The sequence below is a fragment of the Stenotrophomonas sp. CS3K5 genome, from assembly GCF_059515225.1.
Map to the genome: position 1 here is coordinate 407,358 of NZ_JCAKRX010000001.1, position 22,536 is coordinate 429,893.

23 protein-coding genes and 1 tRNA gene are annotated in these 22,536 nt (G+C 66.5%); 9 read left to right on the forward strand and 15 right to left on the reverse strand.

Annotated features, from left to right (window positions below; all coding sequences use genetic code 11):
- Positions 1-2: 2 nt before the first annotated feature.
- Together AC5YGJ_RS01865 and AC5YGJ_RS01870 are read left to right on the forward strand one after the other, a co-directional pair.
- Positions 3-1,382: an aminotransferase-like domain-containing protein gene (locus tag AC5YGJ_RS01865; RefSeq protein ID WP_496185553.1), complete on the forward strand. Its 1,380-nt coding sequence runs from the start codon at positions 3-5 to the stop codon at positions 1,380-1,382.
- A gap of 133 nt (positions 1,383-1,515) precedes the next feature.
- Positions 1,516-2,190 (forward strand): class I SAM-dependent methyltransferase, encoded by a 675-nt coding sequence (locus tag AC5YGJ_RS01870; RefSeq protein WP_496185554.1) that lies wholly within the window; start codon positions 1,516-1,518, stop codon positions 2,188-2,190.
- A 3-nt stretch (positions 2,191-2,193) separates the two neighbouring features.
- Here AC5YGJ_RS01870 and smqnr read toward each other — a convergent pair whose 3' ends face one another.
- Positions 2,194-2,841 (reverse strand): SmQnr family pentapeptide repeat protein, encoded by a 648-nt coding sequence (gene smqnr, locus AC5YGJ_RS01875; RefSeq protein ID WP_309339237.1) that lies wholly within the window; start codon positions 2,839-2,841, stop codon positions 2,194-2,196.
- 150 nt (positions 2,842-2,991) lie between these two features.
- Between smqnr and AC5YGJ_RS01880 the strand changes: the two genes are divergently transcribed.
- Together AC5YGJ_RS01880 and AC5YGJ_RS01885 are read left to right on the forward strand one after the other, a co-directional pair.
- Positions 2,992-3,768: a DeoR/GlpR family DNA-binding transcription regulator gene (locus AC5YGJ_RS01880; protein ID WP_496185555.1), complete on the forward strand. Its 777-nt coding sequence runs from the start codon at positions 2,992-2,994 to the stop codon at positions 3,766-3,768.
- 11 nt (positions 3,769-3,779) lie between these two features.
- Complete coding sequence (locus tag AC5YGJ_RS01885; RefSeq protein ID WP_496185556.1) at positions 3,780-4,913, forward strand: MFS transporter; 1,134 nt, start codon at positions 3,780-3,782, stop codon at positions 4,911-4,913.
- 9 nt (positions 4,914-4,922) lie between these two features.
- Here the strand turns inward: AC5YGJ_RS01885 and AC5YGJ_RS01890 are convergent, their stop codons facing one another.
- The 4 genes from AC5YGJ_RS01890 to AC5YGJ_RS01905 form a co-directional block, all read right to left on the reverse strand.
- Positions 4,923-6,428 (reverse strand): PepSY domain-containing protein, encoded by a 1,506-nt coding sequence (locus AC5YGJ_RS01890; RefSeq protein WP_496185557.1) that lies wholly within the window; start codon positions 6,426-6,428, stop codon positions 4,923-4,925.
- Between the two features lie 11 nt (positions 6,429-6,439).
- Entirely contained in the window at positions 6,440-8,578 is a 2,139-nt protein-coding gene (locus tag AC5YGJ_RS01895) for a TonB-dependent receptor (protein ID WP_496185558.1), read from the reverse strand.
- 129 nt (positions 8,579-8,707) lie between these two features.
- Positions 8,708-9,094: a DUF2946 family protein gene (locus tag AC5YGJ_RS01900; RefSeq protein ID WP_496185611.1), complete on the reverse strand. Its 387-nt coding sequence runs from the start codon at positions 9,092-9,094 to the stop codon at positions 8,708-8,710.
- A 207-nt stretch (positions 9,095-9,301) separates the two neighbouring features.
- Positions 9,302-9,682: a tautomerase family protein gene (locus AC5YGJ_RS01905; RefSeq protein WP_180866944.1), complete on the reverse strand. Its 381-nt coding sequence runs from the start codon at positions 9,680-9,682 to the stop codon at positions 9,302-9,304.
- Between the two features lie 276 nt (positions 9,683-9,958).
- Between AC5YGJ_RS01905 and AC5YGJ_RS01910 the strand changes: the two genes are divergently transcribed.
- The 5 genes from AC5YGJ_RS01910 (at position 9,959) to AC5YGJ_RS01930 (ending at position 13,889) form a co-directional block, all read left to right on the forward strand.
- Complete coding sequence (locus tag AC5YGJ_RS01910; RefSeq protein WP_496185559.1) at positions 9,959-11,032, forward strand: NucA/NucB deoxyribonuclease domain-containing protein; 1,074 nt, start codon at positions 9,959-9,961, stop codon at positions 11,030-11,032.
- Positions 11,033-11,036: 4 nt separating this feature from the next.
- Positions 11,037-11,657 carry an SMI1/KNR4 family protein gene (locus tag AC5YGJ_RS01915; RefSeq protein ID WP_496185560.1) on the forward strand — a complete coding sequence of 207 codons (621 nt, stop codon included), beginning with the start codon at positions 11,037-11,039 and terminating at the stop codon, positions 11,655-11,657.
- Between the two features lie 106 nt (positions 11,658-11,763).
- Positions 11,764-12,399 carry an SMI1/KNR4 family protein gene (locus AC5YGJ_RS01920; protein ID WP_496185561.1) on the forward strand — a complete coding sequence of 212 codons (636 nt, stop codon included), beginning with the start codon at positions 11,764-11,766 and terminating at the stop codon, positions 12,397-12,399.
- A 466-nt stretch (positions 12,400-12,865) separates the two neighbouring features.
- On the forward strand, positions 12,866-13,273 hold the full coding sequence (locus AC5YGJ_RS01925; protein WP_496185562.1) for a hypothetical protein: 408 nt from the start codon (positions 12,866-12,868) through the stop codon (positions 13,271-13,273).
- A gap of 52 nt (positions 13,274-13,325) precedes the next feature.
- Positions 13,326-13,889: a hypothetical protein gene (locus tag AC5YGJ_RS01930; protein WP_496185563.1), complete on the forward strand. Its 564-nt coding sequence runs from the start codon at positions 13,326-13,328 to the stop codon at positions 13,887-13,889.
- A gap of 84 nt (positions 13,890-13,973) precedes the next feature.
- Here the strand turns inward: AC5YGJ_RS01930 and AC5YGJ_RS01935 are convergent.
- From AC5YGJ_RS01935 to fabD, 10 genes are all read right to left on the reverse strand, one after another.
- Positions 13,974-14,048, reverse strand: a tRNA-Val gene (locus tag AC5YGJ_RS01935).
- Between the two features lie 116 nt (positions 14,049-14,164).
- Complete coding sequence (locus tag AC5YGJ_RS01940) at positions 14,165-14,518, reverse strand: PilZ domain-containing protein (RefSeq protein WP_004146965.1); 354 nt, start codon at positions 14,516-14,518, stop codon at positions 14,165-14,167.
- A complete protein-coding gene (locus AC5YGJ_RS01945) occupies positions 14,515-15,471 on the reverse strand; it encodes a DNA polymerase III subunit delta' (RefSeq protein ID WP_496185564.1) in 957 nt (318 codons plus the stop codon). Before AC5YGJ_RS01945 ends, AC5YGJ_RS01940 begins: the two co-directional genes overlap by 4 nt.
- Entirely contained in the window at positions 15,468-16,133 is a 666-nt protein-coding gene (gene tmk, locus AC5YGJ_RS01950; protein WP_496185565.1) for a dTMP kinase, read from the reverse strand. The genes AC5YGJ_RS01945 and tmk overlap by 4 nt, the downstream gene beginning before the upstream one ends.
- Positions 16,130-17,191: an endolytic transglycosylase MltG gene (gene mltG, locus AC5YGJ_RS01955; RefSeq protein ID WP_249844856.1), complete on the reverse strand. Its 1,062-nt coding sequence runs from the start codon at positions 17,189-17,191 to the stop codon at positions 16,130-16,132. The genes tmk and mltG overlap by 4 nt, the downstream gene beginning before the upstream one ends.
- A 196-nt stretch (positions 17,192-17,387) precedes the next feature.
- Positions 17,388-18,752 carry an aminodeoxychorismate synthase component I gene (locus AC5YGJ_RS01960; RefSeq protein WP_409461018.1) on the reverse strand — a complete coding sequence of 455 codons (1,365 nt, stop codon included), beginning with the start codon at positions 18,750-18,752 and terminating at the stop codon, positions 17,388-17,390.
- Positions 18,753-18,845: 93 nt separating this feature from the next.
- Complete coding sequence (gene fabF / locus AC5YGJ_RS01965) at positions 18,846-20,108, reverse strand: beta-ketoacyl-ACP synthase II (protein ID WP_107230030.1); 1,263 nt, start codon at positions 20,106-20,108, stop codon at positions 18,846-18,848.
- A gap of 142 nt (positions 20,109-20,250) precedes the next feature.
- Entirely contained in the window at positions 20,251-20,490 is a 240-nt protein-coding gene (acpP, locus tag AC5YGJ_RS01970; RefSeq protein ID WP_005415509.1) for an acyl carrier protein, read from the reverse strand.
- Between the two features lie 152 nt (positions 20,491-20,642).
- Positions 20,643-21,386 (reverse strand): 3-oxoacyl-ACP reductase FabG, encoded by a 744-nt coding sequence (fabG, locus tag AC5YGJ_RS01975; RefSeq protein ID WP_005408312.1) that lies wholly within the window; start codon positions 21,384-21,386, stop codon positions 20,643-20,645.
- Positions 21,387-21,468: 82 nt separating this feature from the next.
- Positions 21,469-22,413 (reverse strand): ACP S-malonyltransferase, encoded by a 945-nt coding sequence (fabD, locus tag AC5YGJ_RS01980; RefSeq protein WP_496185566.1) that lies wholly within the window; start codon positions 22,411-22,413, stop codon positions 21,469-21,471.
- Positions 22,414-22,536 lie beyond the last annotated feature (123 nt).

Consider the following 22,536-nt stretch of genomic DNA (forward strand, 5'->3'; position numbering starts at 1 on the left):
CCATGCCACGTCCGCTTACCCGCATCGAATCGGTCATCCAGGCTGTCCGCAACCGCATCACCGCGCGCGTGGATGGCCCCGGCTCCCGCCTGCCCTCGGTGCGCTCGCAGGCCGCAGCGATGGCCGTCTCAGTCTCCACCGTGGTCGAGGCCTACGAGCGTCTGGCGGCCGAAGGTTTGATCAGTGCGCGCGCAGGATCCGGCTTCTACGTCAGTGGGCCGGCCGCGCCGCTGGCACTGGCCGAAATGGAACCCCGGCTGGACCGCGCGGTGGACCCGTTGTGGGTGTCGCGGCAGTCGCTGGAAACCCCACCGGGCCACCTCAAGCCAGGCTGCGGCTGGATGCCCAGTGACTGGCTGTATCACGATGGCGTGCGCCGCGGTCTGCGTCGGCTGGCACGTGCCGATGCCGTGCAACTGGTCGACTACGCTGGCCCACTCGGGTTTCCCGCATTGCGCCAGCTGCTGCAACGGCGCAGCGCGACGCTGGGCATCGACGCACCGATGGAGCAGATCCTGCTGACCGAATCCGGGACGCACGCGGTCGACCTGATCTGCCGCTTCCTGCTCAAGCCCGGCGACTGCGTGCTGGTCGATGACCCGAGCTATTTCAACTACCACGCCCTGCTGAAGGCGCACCAGGTGCAGGCGGTGGGCGTGCCGTACACCCCCGCCGGCCCGGACCTTGAAGCGTTCGAACGCACATTGCAGGACCATTCGCCGCGGCTGTACATCACCAATTCCGGATTGCACAACCCGACCGGCGCGGTGCTTTCGGCCAGCACCGCGCACCGGCTGCTGGGCCTGGCCGAACGCAACGAGTTGATCATCGTCGAGGACGACATCTTCGCCGACTTCGAACTGCAGCCGGCGCCGCGACTGGCCGCACTCGATGGGCTGTCGCGGGTGATCCACGTCGGCAGCTTCTCCAAGACGCTGTCGGCGGCCTCGCGCTGCGGCTACATCGCTGCACGCCATGAGTGGATCGAAGCATTGACCGACTTGAAGCTGGCGACCAGCTTCGGTGGTGGCCATCTGGCTGCGCAGCTGATGCACATCGCGTTGACCGACAGCGGCTATCGTCGCCACATGCACTCGGTGCGTTCGCGTTTGGCCGATGCGCGCCGGCATACGCTGCGCAAGCTGCAGACACTGGGCATCACCCCGTGGCTGCAGCCGGAGGCGGGCTTGTTCCTGTGGTGCCAGCTGCCCGATGGCCGCGATTCCGCCGCGCTGGCGCGGCAATGCCTGCGCGAAGGCATCGTGCTGGCACCGGGCAACGCGTTCAGCCAGTCGCAGCGCGCGGCCGACTATCTGCGCTTCAACGTTTCGCAGTGCCAGGACGCACGGATCTGGCAGGTGCTGGCGCGGGCGCTGCGTTGAGCTGGTAATGCGCAACCAGCGCATCCACCACCACGCGCACGCCCGGCAACTGGCCGCGACGATGCGGCAGTGGCGCGCAATGCCCTTGCGCGCCGCGCTACAGTGGAATGTCGCCCACTGCAGGAATCCACGCATGTCCACGTTCTCCGATCCGCAGGCGGTGGCCCGCTATGCCGAAGCACCGCTGCGCCAGGTGCCCGGTTTCCTCGCGTTGCAGCAGATGAGCCGCCTGCTGCTGGCCGAACGCGTTCCCGCACACGGTCGCGTGCTGGTACTGGGTGCCGGTGGCGGGCTGGAGCTGAAAGCCTTCGCTGAGGCGCAGCCGGACTGGCAGCTGCTGGGCGTGGATCCGGCCGCGCCGATGCTGGCCCTGGCCGAGCAGACACTGGGCCCGTTGAACGCACGCGTCGAACTGCTGGAAGGCTATATCGACGATGCCCCGGACATGCGATTCGATGGTGCCAGCTGCCTGTTGACCCTGCACTTCCTCGACCCGGCGCAGCGCCTGCACACGCTGCGCGAGCTGCACAGGCGCCTGCAGCCCGGCGCGCCGCTGGTGGTGGCGCATCACAGCGTGCCGCAGGATCCGGCCGGCAAGCTGCGCTGGCTGCAGCGCTACGCAGCGTTCGCCGAAGCCTCTGGCGTTGCTCACGCCGATGCGCAGCGCGCGATCGAGGCCATTGCCGAGCGATTGCCACTGCTGGCGCCCGAACAGGAGGTCGCCCTGCTGCAGGAGGCCGGCTTCGACGGCGTGGAGCTGTTCTATGCAGGCTTCACTTTCAAGGGCTGGGTGGCGTGCGCCGGGTGATGCCTACGGCACCACCGTAATGCCGATGCGCTGCATCAACAGCGCCACCTGCTGCACGTCCAGCGTGGCGCCGCGCAGGTTGGTGCTGCGCAGGTCCAGCTCACCCAGCTCCGAGTTGGTCAGATCGCAGTCGGTGAAGTTGGCGCTGTTCCAGTCGATGCCCTCGAACTGGCCCCCGGACAGGTCCGAGCCGGCGAAGCTGGCACCGCTCACATTCGCGCCGTCCCAGCAGTTCTCCCACAGCTCGCACTTTTCCAGCGTCACCCGCGAAAAATTGGCATAGCGCAGGTTCGATTTCTTGATGAACGCACTGCAGAACCAGCTGCGCGTGGTGATCTGGTTCATGAAGCTGGCGTTGCTGAAGTCCGCGCCCTGCGCGCGGCACTCGCTGATCTCCAGGCCGAGCGCCTTGATGAAGTTGAAATGGCACAGGCTGAGGTCGCAGCTGCGGAAGCTGGCTTCCTTCAGCGTGGCGCCGTTGAAGCGGCAGCCCAGGCGGCTGTCAGCATCGTAGAAGCTGCAGTTGATGAACTCGGTGGCGGTCAGGTCCACGCCGGAAAAATCGCATTCGTGGAACTGCTGGTCGACCACTTTCTGGCCGGTGTACTGGTCCGCGCCGATGCGCAGCCTGCGGTGAACGATGGGGGACATCAGGGATTCCATGCCAGAAGCGCGGCCATGATGCCGGGCCACTGCCGCATTCCAAAACCCTACGACGGCACGGGCTCACCCGCTCATCGGCCCCGCCATTACCCAATGCCTGTTGTTGCACGTTAATGCACGAACATGCACACTCGTACCATGAGCTCCGAACCCAATTCCCTCCCCGCCGAGCGCACCCGGCTAATCCTCGAGGAACTGCGCCAGCAGGGCCGCGTGGTGGCCGCCGAGCTGGCGCGTCGTTATGCCGTCTCCGAAGATTCGATCCGCCGCGACCTGCGCGAACTGGCCGCCCAGGGCCTGTGCCAGCGCGTCTACGGCGGCGCCGTGCTGCCGCCGCCGAAGGAACGCCCGCTGCGCGAGCGGCTCACCCGCGACCGTGGCGACAAGGCCGAACTGGCCGCGCGCGTCTGTGCCCTGCTGCAACCTGGCCAGCTGGTGCTGCTCGATGCCAGTTCGACCAACCTGGCCATCGCCCAGCAGTTGCCACCCGAACTGGCACTGACGGTGATCACCAACGCGCCGCAGATCGCCACCGCCGCCAGCCTGCATGAAGGCACTTCCGTGCAGCTGATCGGCGGCCGCCTGGCCAGCGGTGGGGGCGCGGTGGGCGCCGAAGCACTGGCCCAGGTGCAGCGCCTGCGTGCCGACGTGTACCTGCCCGGCCCGTGCGCGGTGGACGGCGACACCGGTGTGTGGGCGATGGATGCCGAAGAAGCCACATTGAAGCGTGCCATGGTGGCCTGCAGCAGCCGTGTCATCGTCGCCGCCACCACCGAGAAGCTCGGCGCCCGTGGCCATTGGCAGATTGCCAGCCTGGACGAGATCGACGACCTGGTGCTCACCACCAGCGCACCACCGGCCTTGGCCGCGCGCTTCCGCGCCGCCGGCATCGCAGTGCACCCCACTCCCCCCTGACCGTACCGCTCATGTCCCTTGCCAACCGCGCGCGTGCCGAACAGCACGCGACCCGCGCTGCGTTCTTCATTCCCGGCTTCGCCACCGCGCTGTGGGCCACCCTGGTGCCGTTCGCCAAGGCACGTACGGAGATCAACGACGCCACATTGGGCCTGGTGCTGCTCTGCCTCGGTGCCGGTTCGCTGCTGGCGATGCCGTTGTCCGGCGTGCTGGCCGCGCGCCTCGGCTGCCGCCGGGTGATGGTGGCCAGCAGCCTGCTGATCTGCCTGACCGTGCCCGGGCTGGCACTGGCCGATTCGGCGTGGCTGCTGGGCCTGGTGCTGTTCGTGTTCGGTGCCGCCGTTGGCGCGATGGACTGCACCATGAACGTACAGGCGGTGATCGTCGAGCGCGAGGCACGGCGCGTGATGATGTCCGGCTTCCACGCCTTCTTCAGCATCGGCGGCTTCCTCGGTGCAGCGATGATGACCCTGCTGCTTTCCGCACAGCTGCCACCGCTGGCCTCGGTGCTGATCGGTGTGGCTGCAATGCTGCTGGCGATGCTGGTGTCGGCGTCGTACTGGCACAGCGAACGCATGCCCCACGACACCCCGATGCTGGCGATGCCCCATGGCATCGTGCTGTTCATCGGCGTGCTGGCCTTCATTGCTTTCCTCGGCGAAGGCGCGATGCTGGACTGGAGCGCGGTGTTCCTCAGCGATGTACGCCGCGTCGATGCGAGCCTGGCCGGCATCGGCTATGTGACCTTCACCCTGACCATGACCGTCGCGCGCCTGTTCGGCGATGCACTGGTGGCGCGGGTGGGACGCGAACGCGCCATCGTGTTCGGCGGCCTGCTCGCTGCCAGCGGCGTACTGGTGCTCACGCTGGTCACGCCCTGGCAGGCCTCACTGGCCGGGTATGTGCTGGTCGGCCTGGGCTGCGCCAACATCGCGCCGGCGCTGTTCTCGCTGGCGGGCCACCAGACCCGCATGCCGGGTGCGCTGGCGATCACCGCCGTCTCCACGCTGGGCTTTGCCGGCATCCTTGCCGGCCCGGCACTCATCGGCTTTGCCGCCAACCACTTCGGGCTGATCGCTGCGTTCATCGGTGTGGCCATCGCACTGCTGATGGTGGCGGTGTCCACACGCTGGCTGCGGGTGTAGCGCGCGGCATCAACGGCGCCGGCGCCGCAGCTTCATCCGCACCCGCCGGTAACCGATCACCGTAGCCGTCGCGCACAGCGCGGTGCCGGCCGTGCTCAACAGCAGCAGCACGCCCAACCGCGCCGTCTCCTGCCGCAGCATCGCCGGCAGGTCCCAGCTGTGCAGGAAGTAGAACAGCCAGCGCCCGGCCCGCTCACGATGCCCCAGGGTCAGCAGTGGGTCACCGCTGGCCAGATCGACGTAGACGCGCGTTGCTTCGGCATCGCCGAAGTCCGCCACTGCCACCGGGAAGCGGCGCACCGCCGCACCATTCATCGCCTCCGGCGCACGTGGATAGAAATAGGCATCGGCTGCAGGCAGCAGCGTGAACCGATGCATCGGCGCGGCGGACATCGCCTGCGCTTTGTGCTGCAGCCATGCCAGCGGCAGCCACTGCATCAACCGAAGATGCCCTTCGCTCGCGGCCACGATGCGCGTATCGCCCTGCCCGTCCAGCAGCAGCGCGAACAGCTCACCGCCGATGCGCCGCCACTGGATCTCCACCGGCATGAACGCCCCCTCGTGGGCCGCAGCCAGCAGCGCTGCCGGTTCGCCCAGTGCGCCATTCACCGCCACCGCGCCACCGCGATAGCGCCCGGCATCAATTGCCTCGCGCGTGCTGCTGAAGACGCCCAGTGGATTCATCGACATCAGACCACTGAAGATCCAGGTGAACACGAACGCCGCTGCTACCAGACCGATCAGGTGATGCCAGCGCATCCACGGCTCGACGTAGGGCGTCTTCGCACCGGAACGATAGTGCCCACGGAAACGCCAGCGCCACACGCCGACCACGATGCCGCTCACTGCCGCCAGCGTGCACAGCGCGGACAGCACGATCACCACCCACGTCCACACCGGATCGACCGACTGCATGCGCAGGAAGTACAGCCAGTGCAGCCACGCCCCCACATAGTTCCAGCGCTGCTGTACATGCGGTGCATCCAGCACCACCTCACCGGTGCGCGAAGACACATACAGGTCACCCGGCTGCGCACCGCCCACTTCCACCCGGTACAGCGGCCGATGCGCGTCCAGTGCACGCGAATGGGTCCAGCGGTCCTCATCCAAGCGCATCGCACCGACGAAGGCTGGCCCGCCGGCAAACTGCGCCGCCGAGGCTTCGGCGCGCCGTGCCGAGACCGGCAGCAGGGCCTGCCCGGTGTGCGCCGACCACGCCCCCACGTGGTTGCCACTACGCACCACGTAGGCAGGCTCGCCACGCAGCGTGGTCAGCGCCACGCTCTCCGGCTCCGCCTGCACTGCTGCTGGTAACGCCGACAAGCCAAGCAGCCCGTGCGCATCGCCCAGCACCGGCAACGCCGCCAGCCGCTCACCGGGTGTCAGCTTCGGGTAGCCGATGAACAGCATCACCATGCCGCTGACGAACCACAGCAGCATCAGCAGGCATCCGCCGATGCCCAGCCAACGGTGCACCAGATAGGTCCAGCGCTTGGCGGTGGATCGCAGCGACATGGCCGGCGTCCTCAGAAGCGATGGTCGAGCGTGAACTCGACGCGGCGGTCCGCGCCCAGCAACCACTGTGTGCTGGTGTAGTACGCGGTGGCGTAGTACGCCTTGTCGAACACGTTGAACAAGCGCGCGCTCACCCGCGTGCGCGGTGCCGCCTGCCAGGTCAGCGCCAGATCGGTGGTGCTGTAGGCGGGCAGTTCCAATGTGTTGGCGTTGTCGGCGTAGCGCTTGCCGACGTAGCGAACGCCACCGGCCGCACTCCAGTCCGGTGCGAACTGCCAGCTCAGCCACACATTGGCCAGGCGCTCGGCCACGTTCGGCGGCACATTGCCATCGCGCGAGACCAGTACCGCCGGCGAACCCGTGGTTTCCAGGAAGTCCTCGAACTCGGCCTTCAACACTGTGGCGTTGGCATCGAGCGACCACTGCGGCGCGAAGGCCCAGTTAAACGACGCCTCGATGCCGCGCGACGTCTGCGCACCCACCTGCACCCGGCGATCCGGCACCAGCGGATCACGACTGAGCAGCCCGGTCTTGCGGATGCGGTACGCCGCCAACGTCCACTCACCGCCGTCGAAGGCCTGCTTCATGCCCACTTCGAACTGCCGGCCCTTGGCCAGATCGAATGCACCGTTGGCCGGGCTGATCATCAGCAGGCCGCTGACCGGGTCGGCCGCCTGCGAATACTGCGCGTACAGGCTCAACGTCGGCCGCAGCGCGAACACCGCGCCAGCGCGCCAGCCCGTGCTGTTGTAGGTCTTCGAGAACGCGTTCTGGCCGCTGATCAGATCGGTGCGATCGATGCGCGCGCGGTCATGGCGCAGGCCGCCCAGCACCGACCAACGCTCGCTCAGCGTCAGGTGGTCTTCCACGAACAGCGCGTACTGCTCGGCGGCGTTGCGGTAGCGCGGCAGGTTCGGCGCATCGCTGGCGAACTGGCCCGGCACCGGATGGAACGGATCGACCGGGCCGGAGCTGCCGGCATAGGTGTTGTTGGTGTGCTTGAAGTGCGCGCGGTTGGCATCCATCCCTACCGCGAAACTGTTGGCCAGACCACCCACCTCACCCTGCACGCGCAGCGTCGAGGTCAGCCCGCTCTGGTCCTGGTTGTGGGTGATCTGGGTGTTGCCCGAGCGGTCGATCAGGCCGGTGCGCGGGTTGTAGACATAGGCCTCGGCGTTGCGCCAGTCGCGCTGGCTGTCGATCTGGTAGACGCGCGTGCGCCATTCCACGTTCGCGTTCGGCGTCCACAGCGCGTCGAGCTGGGTCCAGCGGTCACGGAAGCGGATGTCACTGTCTTCCACGTTGTAGTTGTGGTGGCGCAGCGCGTCCAACTGGCGGCCGTCCACCAGCGGCGTGCCGAAGTAGCGCATCGGCTTCTGATGGCCCTGCGCATGGGTCAGGGTCAGCTGCAGGTCGGTACGAGGCTGCCACAGCAGCGCGCCGGAGAAGGTGGCATCGCTGTTGCGGCCGCGGTCCACCCAGCCACCGCTGTAGTTGCCACTCAGGTCCAGCCGGTAAGCCAGCCCGGGCGTCAGCGCGCCCCCACTGCCGAAGCCCAGACGCGCGGTGTCTTCACTGCCCACGGTCACGCTGATCTCGTTGTCGATGGCCCCGCGCGTGGGCTTCTTCGGCACGATGTTGATCACGCCGCCGATCGCACCGTCGCCGTGGATCACCGAGGCCGGGCCGCGCAGCACTTCGATGCGCTCGATCGACCAGGTATCGAACGGGAAGGTGACGCCCACCCCGCCGTACTGGCGCAGACCGTCGTACAGCCGCATCACCGATGCACCGTCGGTGAAGCCGCGACTGGAGAGCGCGCTCAGGCCGTTGCCCGGGTGCGGCATGGCACTGATCGCACCCGCCCGGCTGATCGCATCGTTGAGGTTGCTGTCGCCGCGCTGCTCCAGCTGTTCGCGCGAAATCACCGTCAGGCTGGCCGGTGTCTGCAGCACGCTCAGGCCCAGCGCAGAGCCGGCGCTGGCGGTGGATGACAGCTCGCCGCTGCGGGTATCGATCACGCGTACGGTATCCAGCGTGGTCGGGGGTGCCGCATCGGCAGCGAGGGCAGAAGTGGCGTGCAGCAGCAGCGCACAGGCAACAGACAGCGCTGCCCGGCGCAGGCGCGCGGAGTTGGGGTTCGTTTTCATTGTTTCACGGCATGCAAGGCCACCCCGCAATGGCAGGGCAGCAATCAGAAAGGGACAAGCACGCGCGTGCGGGCACCGGCCGTGGCCGGCAACCTCATGGAAGGAAGATCAATGCAGCGCGCGTGCGGCTCAGGCAGCCATCAAGGCCGGCGGCCCACGCGCTCCCAATGTGCCGCTGACCTGCTGCGGCAACGTCTGCACCGCACCGCGCAAGGCGCGGCACACCGAAGCCATCGGCGCCAACAGCAGCACTGCCGCTACCAGCAGCGTGATCAACCTTGCGGCGATCAGGCAGTAATCACAGTCCACGCCCATTTCATGATCGGCATGGGGATCGGCGGGCGGCTTCGGCGTCGATTCGCCGTGCGGCATCGCCATCGCGTGGTGGTCGTGATGGCCTTCCATCGCGTGCTGTGCGTGCTGGGAATGATCCATCGCCGCCACCGGCACCGCCGCGGCCACGTGCCCGTGCGCCAGCCAGCGGCTCACCAGCGGGGCGAGCAGCACCAGCAGCAGGGCAAGCCAGGCCAGGGCCTGGAACCGGCGGTGGAGGACAGAATGACGCACCCGGCCATTCTACGGGCCCGCAGCCAACCTTGGACCCCGTTCAGGGTTTGCCCCCTGCGACACGGTGACGCAGGCCGGTGCGGCCGGCCAGCTCGATGGCCATGCCCTGCCCCAGCGCTCTGCAGATCCACGCCATGCGTGGGGGCACCTCGCCCATCAACTCACGTACTGGGCCACACCATTACCGAACGACCAGTTTTCCTTCTTCACTTCCACCAGATTGATGAACACGTCCTCACGGCGGATGCCCACTGCCGCATGCAGACCCTCGGCAATGCCCAGGTACAACGCCTTCTTCTGCTCCAGCGTGCGCCCTTCGTTCCAGGTGATCTGGATGCAGATGAAGTCGTCGGTGCGGTCCACGCCCAGGTAGCCGGGATCGTAGATCAGCGTGCCGGGCGCGTGTTCCTGGAAGATCTGGAAGCGGTCGTTTTCCGGCACGCCGACCGCGCGCATGGCCTGGTAGATGGTTTCACCGACACGTTGCAGGTAGTCGGCGGATTTGCCTTTGCGAAGATCGATGCGGGCGAGCGGCATGGCGGGGCTCCAGAGGCGCGGCGAAGTGTCCCTGCCGATGGGAGCACGCTGCGCGGCACTCGGCAAGGGCTGCGCGGCTGTCGTGTTGGGCCTGGGGTGGACGGGCCAATGTGACTGGCCACTCACACACCAGTGATCGGCGCCACATTCGGGCCGTGTTCGGCATCACGCCCCGACCAACGGCCGGGGTGTTCCTACCCTCCTCCTCCTGTGGGCAGGCGCATCAAGGGGCACCGGCACTTCTGCCGGTCACCTGTCCAACCCAAGGAGACCCCGATGAAACTGACGCCACTGGCCCTGGCCGCGACGCTGTGCGCGTTCACCGCACACGCGCAACAGGAAGATGACTGCCCCAACGACGCGCAGATGATCGCCACCATGTCCTTCGCCGAACTTGATCGGTACGAAGCGGACATGCGCAATGAAGAGCCTTCGTTCGAGGAGCTCTGCAAGGACGCCACCGACAAGGACGAGGAGGAGGCGGCAGGGTCGCGCCGGCACTACTGCGTCAAGCGAACCGCGCGCTACGTGTCCTACAACACCGACATCGGCGCTGAGGAGTATTCGGACGTCACGATGTATGACTACGCCTACCTTCCACGCACAGGCACCACCTGGACGCATCGTGTGCGCGTGGTGATCCAGGACGTGCTGGGCGAGGCGTCCAAGGGGCTGACCATGGCGCCCTTCCTGTACTGCGGCAGCTGTACCGAAAAGCAGCAGTTCCAGATGATCGGGCTCGGAGGACAGGGTACCTATGACTTCGCCGTGACGCTGGGCATGGATACCGAGGATGGACGCACCAGCCAGAACACCCAGCTGATTCTGAACCGCTTCAACGTGGAGCAGACGCTGATCGAAATGTCGGCGCCGGAACTGCGGTGCGAGAGGCTGGCCACTCGACAGTACGCTGGCTGTCGATTTCCAGCATATCCCGCGGTCTTCGAGTTGCAGGCAAGCAATCCGGAGGTTGATGAATCGGCCCGGCATCTCAAAGCCGCTCTGGACAGTCTGCCGGGCAATCCCGGAAGGTGGAATCCCGACCCGGCGCTGCGCGGCTCAGCACTGACGCGCCAGGCGGACCCCAAGGAAATCGAGAAGAATCGAGCAGCATCGGTTGAACTGTGTCGGCAGCGATTCCCGGGCTCAGCGGCCCCCGGCCTGAACTGCGATGAGTATCCCTTCGCAGCAACCAGGCAGGGCGCGGCACAGAGCCCGGCGGAGGTCGTGTCGGTGAAGTACATCGACGCCTCGGACAACAAGCGCGTCGGCGGCCATCTCAAGGGTTTTTACTGCACTCACGCCAGGATCCTGGATGGCGAATCGTTCTGGGTATCCATCAAGGAATGACGCCATGACGCACGAAGAATGGAACGAACTGCTCGGCGAGATCAACCGGGCCTGCCTCGCAACCATCCCACATGACAGCGATCCATCGCCGTTTGGGTTTGGACTGAGTCAGTTGGTCGATCAGTATCACCAGCATCCGATATCCAGACTCGCCACTGATGCAATGGCACGCAAAGCCGACTGGCTCGGACTGCCACCTGCAACACCCGCTCAGATTGAACGGGCAGAACATCGATTGGGCATACAGCTCCCTATCGATTATCGGCGCTTTCTTGAAGTGTCCAACGGCTTCCTGCTCCCGGGCAGCGCCATTTCTTCCTACCTTCCGATCGAGCTGGTGCAGCCGCTCAGTGTGAACTATCCGGACGTGGCCGCATTCTGGAAAACGATGCTGGACGGTCTGCAGAATGAAGTCCCCGATCTGCTGGAAGGCCGGCTTGAGAGCACCCTGCAGATCTCCGGACCGCCCAACGACAGGTCGGACTTCATCCTGCTGGATGACCGCGCCGAGAACGAAGACACCGAGCTGCGGATGTTCAGGCTCGGGCATGTCGGGCCATCGGAGCCCTTTGCGATGGATACGGCGATGAAAAACGCATTGGCGTACCTGCAATGGCACGCATGAAGATCGGATCAAGCGCCGCAGGAATGCCAAGTCCGGCCGATTCATGTCGGGAACATGACCGGTTCGCGCGCCGCGAACCCTGCTCCTGCCCCTGGAGGATCATTCCATGAACGTACCCACGAACCCTCCCGATGCGCCTGCCAGCGAAGATGAGTGGCTCGATCTTCTTACTGGGGTCAATCAACGAGTCCTATCCACATTGGAAGAACGGCTTGCTGCATTTCACTTCGACATGGGCATGAAACCGTTCGCCGAGCAGTACCCGGACAGCCCTCTGGCAGACGTCGCCCGGCGCGCGCTGACCGGAACCCTCGATTGGTGTGGCGTACCCGGCGCCAGTGAACAGGCCATCGTTGATGCTGAAAATCGCCTTGGCGTCAGATTGCCAAAGAGCTATCGCGATTTCCTGAAGGTCAGTAATGGCTTCGCGATGCCAGGACGCTTCATCGACATCCTGTTGCCCGTCGAGTTGATCCGCCCGTTCGGGCAGGACAACGAGGAGATCGTGCAGATTCGTCGAGAGTTGGTTGTAGATCCGGTTGTGGAAGCATTCGAGTACCACCTGGACCGCGCCATACAGGTCAGCGGCACGCCGCAGATGGGCGATGACTTCATCCTGCTCGACACCCATCACTCCACAGCACTGAATGAGTGCGATGCGCACCTCTACAGCCGTGTTGATATCGATTGGTACGCATCGTTTGCACACCTGATGGCGGAGAAAGCAACGTTCAACTTGTGACCCCATTGCACCCTCCTTCGGGAGGGTGAACCACCGCACGGTGACGCTTTTGCCCCTGCCGGGTCAGCGAGTCACGTCACGTTCGCAGATCAGCACTGTCCGGCTTGCCGCTGCGCACACGCGAGGGCGGCATTGGCTCACAGAACTGGAACTGCCTGCGTTGTCGCCGTTTCAATGCAACTTTCCTTACTGACTTGTCAGTCAGGGCAGTTCGATGATGGCCCCGCCGAGGCAAAGTGCCTTGGTCGGGATTGGCGTCTCGAATAAACGAACAAGCTTCAAGGCCTGCGAAATCAATCGCAGCTGAGAGAATGCACCGACTGCCGTCAATGGCGGACGGTGCGTGGGGATCGCAGGATCCGCCAGGCGTTCTTCTCCCTTGAAGCTTGTTTGCCTTGGTACGCCAACCCGCACCGTCCGCCACCTTCGCTCTGGAAGGTGGCTCCACGCCAGTGAGGGTTTCGCCATGACCAACCGCACCGCTGTCCATCCCCGCCTGCACGCCTTGATCGGCGACATCGCCGCCGAAGTGCCCGAGGACCTCGCGCGCGAGATCGAATGCGCCCTGCACGAACAGAATCTGCCCGTGCAGTCGCCTGCCTTCTTCACTTGCCTCAATGCCATCAACCATGCCGACGGCGATGACGGACAACCGTGCAGCAGCCTCACCCTTTGCGCCAGCAATCACGCCTCGCTCCGCCGCTCGCTGTCCGGGCTCAGTGCATTGCTCGATCTGCTGCAGGCGGGCGATCGAGCGCGCGCCGAGGGTGGCCCGGACCAGCAGTTGGGCGCCTTCCACACTGATGGACTGATCGTGGCCGCGCGACAACTGGTGCGCGAGGCGCATCACTGCCTCTCCGGCGGTGACGCCTGATCCCCCCGGATATGCTCCCGCTACAATCGCGCAGGGAACGCAGGAGGCCGCAATGGACGCCGAACACCTGGAGTACTTCAAGGCCGCTCTGGAAGGCCGCGCAAGCGTAGGCTGGAACGTCTGGTTTGCCGCCAACCAGCAGGCGCTGGCACAGCAGCTGAGCCGCGCAGCGCTGCTGCGCTTGAAGTTCAGCAAACTGGATGAAGCCGAACGCCTGCTCGCCGAGGCCGGCATCGTGCCCTGCAGTACGGCGGGCAAACGCTATGAGATGTACTGCGCGGAATTTTCGGCGGACGTGGTGGACGCGAACGGTCGCCCGCTGCCAGCCATCTGGCGCGCGGCGCACGGCGGTGCCGTCGGCCTGCTGGCCGACGGTGAGCAGGAGGCCGGGCAGGCGAAGCTGCTCGCGGAGTTCCGCCGCGTCCGCAAGCGTGGGCTGCAGCAGGCCCATGAATGGTTGGCCGACCTGTGCTTTGAGGGCGAGATGGAGCTGATCAGCGGCAATGCCGAGGTGGGCCGTAGTCTGTTGGTGGTGGTGGTGCAGGCCGGAGGCGGCCACGACCTGTTGGATGCTACGGCGATGATTGCGCGGGAACTGCTGGAGGAACACGGTTGAGGCGGTGCGCGCATTCGGCTGATCTGCTGGATCGCAGGCAACAAAAAAGCCCCCATTGCTGGAGGCTTCTTTCGTTCTGCAACATGGTGGGCGGTACAGGGATCGAACCTGTGACCCTTGCCGTGTGAAGGCAATGCTCTACCGCTGAGCTAACCGCCCGGTGTGTTGCTGAGCCGCTCATTATAGGGGCTTTTCAGAGGCCGTCAACAGTTTTTCACATTCGTGTTCACGGGGGTTTCGAGGTCGCCGCCTGGCATGGCCCGGCGCTACCGGAATCACATCGTATGCGTCGGCTTGTCCGAGCTGGTCAGGCCCGCAAGCAGGGTCTCGATCTTGTGCCGCACGCCCTCGCCTTCAGCGCCATCGGCCAGCTGCACGCCGATACCGGCGGTGCGGTTGCCCTGCGCGCCGGCCGGGGTCACCCAGATCACCTTGCCGGCCACCGGCAGGCGCTCGCTGGAATCGGGCAGGGTCAGCAGCAGGAACACCTCGTCGCCCAGGAAGTAGCGCTTGGGCGTGGGCACGAAGATGCCGCCATTCTTCACGAACGGCATGTACGCGCTGTACAGCGCGGCTTTGTCCTTCACAGCCAGGGACAGGATGCCCTGGCGGGCGTTGCTGGCACTCATCGATTTCCCCTTGCGGCAGGCCGCTCGTTCACCTTGTTCCAGGCCAGCAGCAACTCGACCACGGCAAGGTCTGCACGCACCGTGGTGCGCAGCAGGTCGCGGGTGCGGTTGGCCGCATCGAACCAGGCTGCAAGCTTGTGCAATCGCTCCGGCGTGGTCAAGGCATCGGTGCTGGCCTGGGCCAGCGCCAGGTCGGCTGCAAAGCGCAGGCGCAGCGCCGCATTGTCATCGCCGCACCACTTCTGCGCCAGCTCCACCGCGCCGGTCTTGCCGGTGGCCAGCTGTTCCAGCTCGCGGCCGACCTCGCGGCGCAGGCTCAGGCCGTCTTCGCGCAGCCAGTTGTCGGCCTGGCCGGGATGGCCGCGCGCGGCCTCCAGCGCTTCACGCGCCGACGCCTCGCTGTGGCCCTGCTGCTGCAGCCAGGCCAGCGCTTCGTGCTGCGGCGGCAGCTTGAACTCCAGGCGCTGGCAGCGGCTGCGGATGGTCTGCGGCAGGCGTGCCGGGTCGCTGCTGATCAGCCACAGATAACGGCCGGGCTGCGGCTCTTCCAGGGTCTTCAGCAGTGCATTGGCGGCCGAGCGGTTGATCGCATCGGCCGGGTCGACGATCACCACCTGTGCCACGCCGTACTGCGGGGTCAGCGCCAGCGTGTCGGTGATCTCGCGCACCTGTTCGATCACGATCTCGGTGCGCAGCTTGTCGCCGCTCTTGTTGGGAATGAAGCTGACCAGCTGCAGGTCCGGATGCGTACCCGCCGCGATCAGCTGGCGCGTGCGTGTGGCGTGTGCAGCGTCGCCACGGGCCAGCACGTGGTCGGCCAGCGCCAGCGCCACCTCGCGCTTGCCCAGCCCGGCCGGGCCGCAGATCAGCAGGCCGTGACCGAGACGATCGGCATCGAGTGCCGCCACGGTCTGGTCGAAGGCGCGCTGCTGCCACGGCGAAAACGTGCTCATGCGCCCTCCCCGTCGCGCAGCCAGCGCTCGACCTGCGCGACCACATCGGCGGCCACGCGTTCCTGCACCTGGCCGGCGTCGATCAGCGCGAAGCGCTGCGGGTCCTGCTGCGCGCGGCTGCGGAACACTTCGCGCACGCGCTGGAAGAAATCATCCTGTTCGCTTTCGATGCGGTCCGGCCACAGGTCGCGCTCGTTGGCGCGCGCGCGGCCGACGGCCACGTCCACATCCAGCAGCAGGGTCAGCCCCGGCAGCAGGCCGACCGCACGGCGCTCCAGATCAGCAATCCACTGCGGGTCGAGGCCACGGCCGCCGCCCTGGTAGGCATAGCTGGAATCGGTGAAGCGATCACTCAACACATAGGCACCGCGCTGCAGCGCCGGCTGGATCACCTGGCGCACATGCTGCGCGCGCGCGGCGAACACCAGCAGCAGTTCGGCTTCGGCGCTGAGCGGCTCGGCGGCGATCTCGGCATCGGGCTTCAGCACCAGGCCGCGGATGCGCTCGGCCAGCGGCGTACCGCCGGGCTCACGGGTCAGCACCACTTCGTGGCCGTGGCTGCGCAGGCAGTCACGGATGGCATTGATGGCGGTGGTCTTGCCCGCGCCCTCGCCGCCTTCCAGGCTGACGAAACGTGGGTGGCGAAGCAGCGCGGGACTCATTGCGCCGGGGTCTCCTGGGTACGTTGCTGGCGCAGCTGCTGCAGGTAGCGGGCCACTGCGGCGTTGTGCTGGTCCAGGCTGGGCGAGAACACGTGCGCGCCACTGCCATCGCCGACGGCGACGAAGTACAGCGCATCGCCCGCAGCGGGCTGCGCGGCCGCCATCAGCGCATCGCGGCTGGGCATGGCGATCGGGGTCGGGGTCAGCCCGGCACGGGTATAGGTGTTGTAGGGCGTATCGGTGGTCAGGTCACGGCGGCGGATATTGCCGTCGTACGCAGCGCCGATGCCGTAGATCACCGTCGGGTCGGTCTGCAGGCGCATGCCGATCTTCAGGCGACGCATGAACACCCCGGCAATCTGCGGGCGCTCGCTGGCCAGCGCGGTTTCCTTCTCGATGATCGACGCCATCGTCAGCAGTTCGTAGGGCGTGTTGATCGGCAGGTCCGGCGCGCGGCTTTCCCAGGCTTCATCCAGCGCCTTTTCCATCGCGGCATGGGCGCGCTTTAGCACGTCCAGATCGCTGTCACCACGCTGATAGACGTAGGTCTCCGGCAGGAAGCGGCCTTCCGGATGCTGGCCACCGAAACCGAGACGCTGCATCAGTGCGGCGTCATCCAGGCTGTCGGTGGTGTGCACCAGCGGTTCGGCGCGCTTGAGCGCGGCACGCACCTGGCGGATGTTCCAGCCCTCGATGATGGTGAGGCGGTGCTGCAGCACCTTGCCGGCGCGCATGCGCAGCAGCAGCTCGCGCGGGGTCAGCTCGCCACTGAGCGCGTACTCGCCCACCTTCAGCTTGCCGGCGGCATCGAGCTGGCGCGCCAGCAGCTGCCACTGGGTGTCCTGGCCTTCATCCACGCCGGCCTCGCGCAGCTTGCGCAGCACGCTGTTCATGCCATCACCGCTGGCGATGACCACACTCTCGGCAGAGGGGGTGATCGGGGCGTCGGCGAAGCGGGTCTGCTGGTAGAAGAACCACGCGCCCGCACCGGCCACGACGGCGGCCAGCACCACCACCAGCGTTACCACGAACAGACACCCGCGCTTGGCTCCCGCCATGGACTACCTCTGAACTCGATTCCGTCGTGCAGGATACCGTGCCGATGGTGTGGGGTCATGACCGGGGCCTGTGCCCGTGCCGACCAACGGTCGGCACCCACCACAACAATGACACCGACCGATACCGGTAGTGCCGGCCGCTGGCCGGCAATCGCGCGGATCGTGGGTGCATGGGGTTGCCGGCCAGCGGCCGGCACTACCCCTGCTGGCCCAGCGCGCGCAGCAGGCCGCGGGCCTTGGCGCGGGTCTCGTCCAGTTCCTTGTCCGGGTCCGAATCCACCACGATGCCGGCACCGGTGCGGAAGCTCACCTCATGGCCATCCACTTCGGCAGTGCGGATCAGGATGTTCAGGTCCAGGTCGCCATCGCGGTTCAGCCAACCGAACGCGCCGGTGTAGGCCCCGCGCGGCACCTGTTCCAGCTCGCTGATGATCTGCATGCAGCGCACCTTCGGGCAGCCGGTGATGGTGCCGCCCGGGAAGGTGGCGGCAATCACCTCGCCGGGGGTGACCTCCGGGCGCAGGTGGCCGCTGACGTTGCTGACGATGTGGTGCACATGCGCGTAGCTCTCCACGGTCATCAGCTCATCGACCACCACGGTGCCAGGCTGGCAGATGCGGCCCAGATCATTGCGCTCCAGGTCGATCAGCATCACGTGCTCGGCACGCTCCTTGGGGTGGCCGACCAGCTCCTGGATGCGCGCGGCATCATCATCGCCTTCGAAGCGCGGCCGCGTGCCGGCAATCGGCCGGGTCTGCGCATGCCCGGCATGCACGGAGACCAGCCGCTCCGGCGAGGAGCTGACCACGTGGCGGCCGTGTGCGCTGAACAGGCCGGCAAACGGCGCCGGGTTGGCACGACGCAGCTGCGCGTACAGCGCCTGCGGGCTGACCGGCGCGGCGAACTGCGCGCTCCAGCGCCGCGACAGATTCACCTGGAACACGTCGCCGGCGCGCAGGTAGTCGATCACCCGGCGCACGCCATCGGTGAAGCGCTGTGGCGCGTCTTCGCCGACCGCCTGCGGCGGCTGCCAGCCCTGCCCGGCTTCGGGCAGCGCGGTCGAAGCCAGTGCCACCAGCGCGTCCAGCAGCGCCTGCTCGCCGGCTTCGGCGATGACGAAGCTGGCATCGTTGTGATGGTCGTGCAGCACCGCTGCCGGGCAGCGCAGCGCCAGCGCGGTCGAGCGGCCGTCCTCGCGCGCACGCGCCGGCAGCACCGGCTCGATCTGGCTGGCCACTTCGTAATCCAGCATCAGCGCCCAGCCGCCACGGAACGGCAGGCTGTGACTGCCATCATGCGGCAGGCGCTCATGCTGCCAGGCACGGTCCAGTGCCTGCAGGAACGTGCCGGGCTGCACTACGTCGTGCAGGTCGCGCACCTGGCCATCGGCATCCAGCCGCAGGCCATCGCCCTGCGCGGCCAGCAGCAGGCTCCAGCGCCCCTGGGCGGTGCCCGAGGCGGTGGATTCCATCAGCAGCGGGAAACGCGCCGGGTCGTGCTGCTGCAGGGCCAGCAGGTCGATCGGGTGCGGTAGCGGGTGGATCAGCGGTGCGTGGGTCATGGCGGCCAGTTCGGGGGTTCAGATGCACGGAAGCCGCCTTGCGGCGGCCTCTTCACATGTAGAGTCGAGCATGGCTCGACGTCGCAACACCTGTCAGACGCGCTTGAAGATCAGCGTGCCGTTGGTGCCGCCGAAGCCGAAGCCATTGGACATCACCACGTCCACCTTGGCTTGGCGTGCTTCGTTGGGCACGTAGTCCAGGTCACAGCCTTCGCCCGGCTGCTGCAGGTTGATGGTCGGCGGAATGACGTTGTCCTGCAGCGCCATCACCGAGAAGATCGCTTCCACGCCGCCGGCCGCGCCCAGCAGGTGGCCGGTCATCGACTTGGTGGAGCTGACCATCATCTTGTAGGCGTGGTCGCCGAAGGCGGTCTTCATCGCCATCGTTTCGCCGAGGTCGCCCAGCGGCGTGGAGGTACCGTGCGCGTTGAGGTAACCGACCTGTTCCGGGGTCACGCCGGCGTCCTTCATGGCCATCACCATGCAGCGCGCGGCGCCTTCGCCGTTCTCGCTCGGGGCGGTCATGTGGTACGCGTCGGAGCTGGCGCCGAAACCGGCCAGTTCGCAATAGATCTTCGCGCCGCGTGCCTTGGCGTGCTCGTACTCTTCCAGGATCAGGATGCCGGCGCCGTCGCCCAGCACGAAGCCGTCACGGTCCTTGTCCCACGGGCGCGAGGCCTGTTCCGGAGCGTCGTTGCGGGTGCTCATCGCCTTCATCGCGCAGAAGCCGCCCAGTGCGGTCGGCGAGGAGCCACGCTCGGCACCACCGACCACCATCACGTCGGCATCGCCGTACTGGATCATGCGCATCGCGGTACCGATCGAATGGTTCGAGGTCGCGCATGCCGACACCGCCGAGAACGACGGGCCCTTCAGGCCGCTGATGATGCTCAGCTGGCCCGGCAGCATGTTGATGATGGTCTTGGGTACGTAGAAGGGCGAGATCTTCTTGCCCTCGTGGAACTCGATGGTCTGCTCTTCGATACCGAGCAGGCCGCCGATGCCGGCGCCGACGATGGCGCCGATGCGCTCGGCATTGGCTTCGGTGATTTCCAGGCCCGAGTCGTGCAGGGCCATGAACGAGGCACCAAGGCCGTAATGGATGAACGGGTCCATCTTCTTGGCATCCTTGCCGCTGACCCGGTACTTGCCGAACAGTTCGTTGTCGGCGGTGATGTCAAAACCCTTGACCTCACCTGCAATCTTGGTGGTGAACCGGTCCAGGTAGGCATCGGCAACGTTGGTCAGCGGACCGATGCCCGAACGACCGTGGGTGATGCCTTCCCAGCTGCTGGCCAGATCATTGCCCAACGGCGAGACGATACCCAGGCCGGTTACGACGACGCGACGCTTCATTGCTGATTCTCCTGACCCGAAGGTTCAATCGGGTAACACGGTTTGCTTCGGTGTGATGCTCAAACACACGGGGCCGCAACTGCGGCCCCATGGGATGCGGTGCGCGGCGAGCGGAGACCCGCGCGCGCACTGCCGTCTGACATCAGGCCTTGACGTGGGCCTTGATGTAGTCGATGGCGGCCTGCACGGTGCTGATCTTCTCGGCTTCTTCGTCCGGGATCTCGCACTCGAATTCTTCTTCCAGGGCCATCACCAGCTCGACGGTGTCCAGCGAGTCAGCGCCCAGGTCATCGACGAACGATGCGCTGTTGGTGACTTCTTCTTCCTTGACGCCAAGCTGTTCGACGACGATTTTCTTGACGCGTTCTTCGATGGTGCTCATGGGATCTCGCTCCAGATGGAGTTGTGGTTCAAAAGTGGTCGCCATCAAAGGCGATGGCCGTGGGATAGTGTAGTGGAAACCGGCGCGGCCTTGCATCGCAGCAAAAACCTCAGCAGATCAACCACTTGCGGCGCAATCCCTGCGCCCCTTGCTTACGGCATGTACATGCCACCGTTCACATGGAGGGTTTCGCCGGTGATGTAACCGGCAGCCGGGCTGGCCAGGAAGGCCACCGCATGGGCGATGTCTTCGGGCGAACCCAGGCGTTCGAGGGCGATGTCGTTGATCAGCGCGGTACGCGCCTCTTCCGGCAACGCCTTGGTCATGTCGGTGTCGATGAAGCCGGGAGCGACCACATTGACGGTGACACCGCGCGAACCGATTTCCTTGGCCAGCGACTTGCTGAAGCCGATGATGCCGGCCTTGGCCGCGGCGTAGTTGGCCTGGCCGGCATTGCCGGTCACGCCCACCACCGATGCGATGTTGATGATGCGGCCCTTGCGCGCCTTCATCATGCCGCGCATGACCGCCTTGCTGGTGCGGAACACGCTGGTCAGGTTGGTGTCGATGATCGACGCCCAGTCCTCGTCCTTCATGCGCATCAGCAGGTTGTCGCGGGTGATGCCTGCATTGTTGACGAGGATCGAGATCGGGCCGAATTCCTTGGCGATGCCATCGAGCACGCTGTCCAGTGCGGCAGCGTCGGTGACGTTCAGCGCGCGGCCGTGACCGCCGTGGGCGGCCAGGCGCTCACCGATCGCGGCGGCGCCGGATTCGGTGGTGGCGGTGCCGATGACGGTGGCGCCCTGGGCGGCCAGCAGATCGGCGATGGCGGCACCAATGCCACGGCTGGCACCGGTGACCAGTGCGATTTCACCCTGCAGGGGCTTGCTCATGATGTTTTCCTCAGGCGGGAGCGGCCGCCGCACCCGGACCGCGTGCAGCGGCCACCGGTACGGTCGGCAGGAACAGGGAAGGTCAGGCCGACCATGCCTCGCGGGCGGCTTCGAAGTCGCCCGGCGTGGCCAGCGAACGGCCGTCGATGGCCTTGTCGATGCGCTTGACCAGGCCGGTCAGCACCTTGCCCGGGCCGCACTCGGCAACCTGGGTGATGCCACGGGCGGCCAGCGACTGCACGCAACCGGTCCACTGCACCGGCTGGTACAGCTGCTGCACCAGCGCGGTTCGGATGGCATCGACGCCGTCATGCACCTTGGCATCGACGTTCTGTACCACCGGCAGCTGCGGCGCCTGCCAGGACAGCCCCGCCATCACTTCGGCCAGGCGGTTGGCGGCTTCGCGCATCAGCGGGGTGTGCGAGGGCACGCTGACGGCCAGCTTGACCGCCTTGCGCACGCCCTTTTCGGCCAGCAGCGCCAGCGCGCGGTCGACCGCCTCGGCGTCGCCACCGATCACGATCTGGCCCGGCGAATTGAAGTTGGCCGGCACCACCACCTGGCTGCCTGCCGCTTCGGCGCAGACGTCCAGCACCAGCTGGTCTTCGGCACCGAGCACGGCGGCCATGGCGCCGACACCGGCCGGCGCGGCTTCCTGCATCAGCTGGCCGCGCAGGCGCACCAGGTGGGCGCCGTCGTGCAGGCTCAGCGCGCCGGAAGCGACAAGGGCGGTGTACTCACCCAGGCTGTGGCCGGCCAGCACCGACGGACGCGGACCGCCGACGGCGTTCCAGGCACGCCACACGCCGATGCTTGCGGCCAGCAGGGCCGGCTGGGTGTATTCGGTACGGTTGAGCATTTCCTCCGGGCCGCCCTGGGACAGCGCCCACAGGTCGACACCGGCACCGTCGGATGCCTCGGTGAAGGCTTCACGCACCTGCGGGTGCAGTTCGGCCAGCTCGGCCACCATGCCCACAGACTGCGAGCCCTGGCCGGGGAAGACAAAAGCGAGGGTGGATACGGTCACGCGGTCATCCGCTTGCTGCAATCGAAGCGGGCCATGATAAGGGCGAATCCGCTGTGTCGTCTGTACGTGCGCGTATGCAGGCGTATGGAGCGCGGCCGGGCAAGCGCAACCGGGTCAGATCCC

Excerpts from the sequence above, each read along its gene's own strand:
- AC5YGJ_RS01880 (WP_496185555.1), top strand. The coding sequence starts at position 2,992 with ATGAGCTCCGAACCCAATTCCCTCCCCGCCGAGCGCACCCGGCTAATC.
- AC5YGJ_RS01870 (WP_496185554.1), top strand. The coding sequence starts at position 1,516 with ATGTCCACGTTCTCCGATCCGCAGGCGGTGGCCCGCTATGCCGAAGCA.
- AC5YGJ_RS01940 (WP_004146965.1), bottom strand. The coding sequence starts at position 14,518 with ATGAGTGCCAGCAACGCCCGCCAGGGCATCCTGTCCCTGGCTGTGAAG.
- fabG (WP_005408312.1), bottom strand. The coding sequence starts at position 21,386 with ATGAGCAAGCCCCTGCAGGGTGAAATCGCACTGGTCACCGGTGCCAGC.
- AC5YGJ_RS01920 (WP_496185561.1), top strand. The coding sequence starts at position 11,764 with ATGAACGTACCCACGAACCCTCCCGATGCGCCTGCCAGCGAAGATGAG.
- smqnr (WP_309339237.1), bottom strand. The coding sequence starts at position 2,841 with ATGTCCCCCATCGTTCACCGCAGGCTGCGCATCGGCGCGGACCAGTAC.
- fabF (WP_107230030.1), bottom strand. The coding sequence starts at position 20,108 with ATGAAGCGTCGCGTCGTCGTAACCGGCCTGGGTATCGTCTCGCCGTTG.
- AC5YGJ_RS01915 (WP_496185560.1), top strand. The coding sequence starts at position 11,037 with ATGACGCACGAAGAATGGAACGAACTGCTCGGCGAGATCAACCGGGCC.
- AC5YGJ_RS01910 (WP_496185559.1), top strand. The coding sequence starts at position 9,959 with ATGAAACTGACGCCACTGGCCCTGGCCGCGACGCTGTGCGCGTTCACC.
- acpP (WP_005415509.1), bottom strand. The coding sequence starts at position 20,490 with ATGAGCACCATCGAAGAACGCGTCAAGAAAATCGTCGTCGAACAGCTT.
- AC5YGJ_RS01905 (WP_180866944.1), bottom strand. The coding sequence starts at position 9,682 with ATGCCGCTCGCCCGCATCGATCTTCGCAAAGGCAAATCCGCCGACTAC.
- AC5YGJ_RS01865 (WP_496185553.1), top strand. The coding sequence starts at position 3 with ATGCCACGTCCGCTTACCCGCATCGAATCGGTCATCCAGGCTGTCCGC.
- AC5YGJ_RS01925 (WP_496185562.1), top strand. The coding sequence starts at position 12,866 with ATGACCAACCGCACCGCTGTCCATCCCCGCCTGCACGCCTTGATCGGC.
- AC5YGJ_RS01930 (WP_496185563.1), top strand. The coding sequence starts at position 13,326 with ATGGACGCCGAACACCTGGAGTACTTCAAGGCCGCTCTGGAAGGCCGC.
- AC5YGJ_RS01890 (WP_496185557.1), bottom strand. The coding sequence starts at position 6,428 with ATGTCGCTGCGATCCACCGCCAAGCGCTGGACCTATCTGGTGCACCGT.
- AC5YGJ_RS01885 (WP_496185556.1), top strand. The coding sequence starts at position 3,780 with ATGTCCCTTGCCAACCGCGCGCGTGCCGAACAGCACGCGACCCGCGCT.
- AC5YGJ_RS01945 (WP_496185564.1), bottom strand. The coding sequence starts at position 15,471 with ATGAGCACGTTTTCGCCGTGGCAGCAGCGCGCCTTCGACCAGACCGTG.
- AC5YGJ_RS01895 (WP_496185558.1), bottom strand. The coding sequence starts at position 8,578 with ATGAAAACGAACCCCAACTCCGCGCGCCTGCGCCGGGCAGCGCTGTCT.
- AC5YGJ_RS01960 (WP_409461018.1), bottom strand. The coding sequence starts at position 18,752 with ATGACCCACGCACCGCTGATCCACCCGCTACCGCACCCGATCGACCTG.
- tmk (WP_496185565.1), bottom strand. The coding sequence starts at position 16,133 with ATGAGTCCCGCGCTGCTTCGCCACCCACGTTTCGTCAGCCTGGAAGGC.
- mltG (WP_249844856.1), bottom strand. The coding sequence starts at position 17,191 with ATGGCGGGAGCCAAGCGCGGGTGTCTGTTCGTGGTAACGCTGGTGGTG.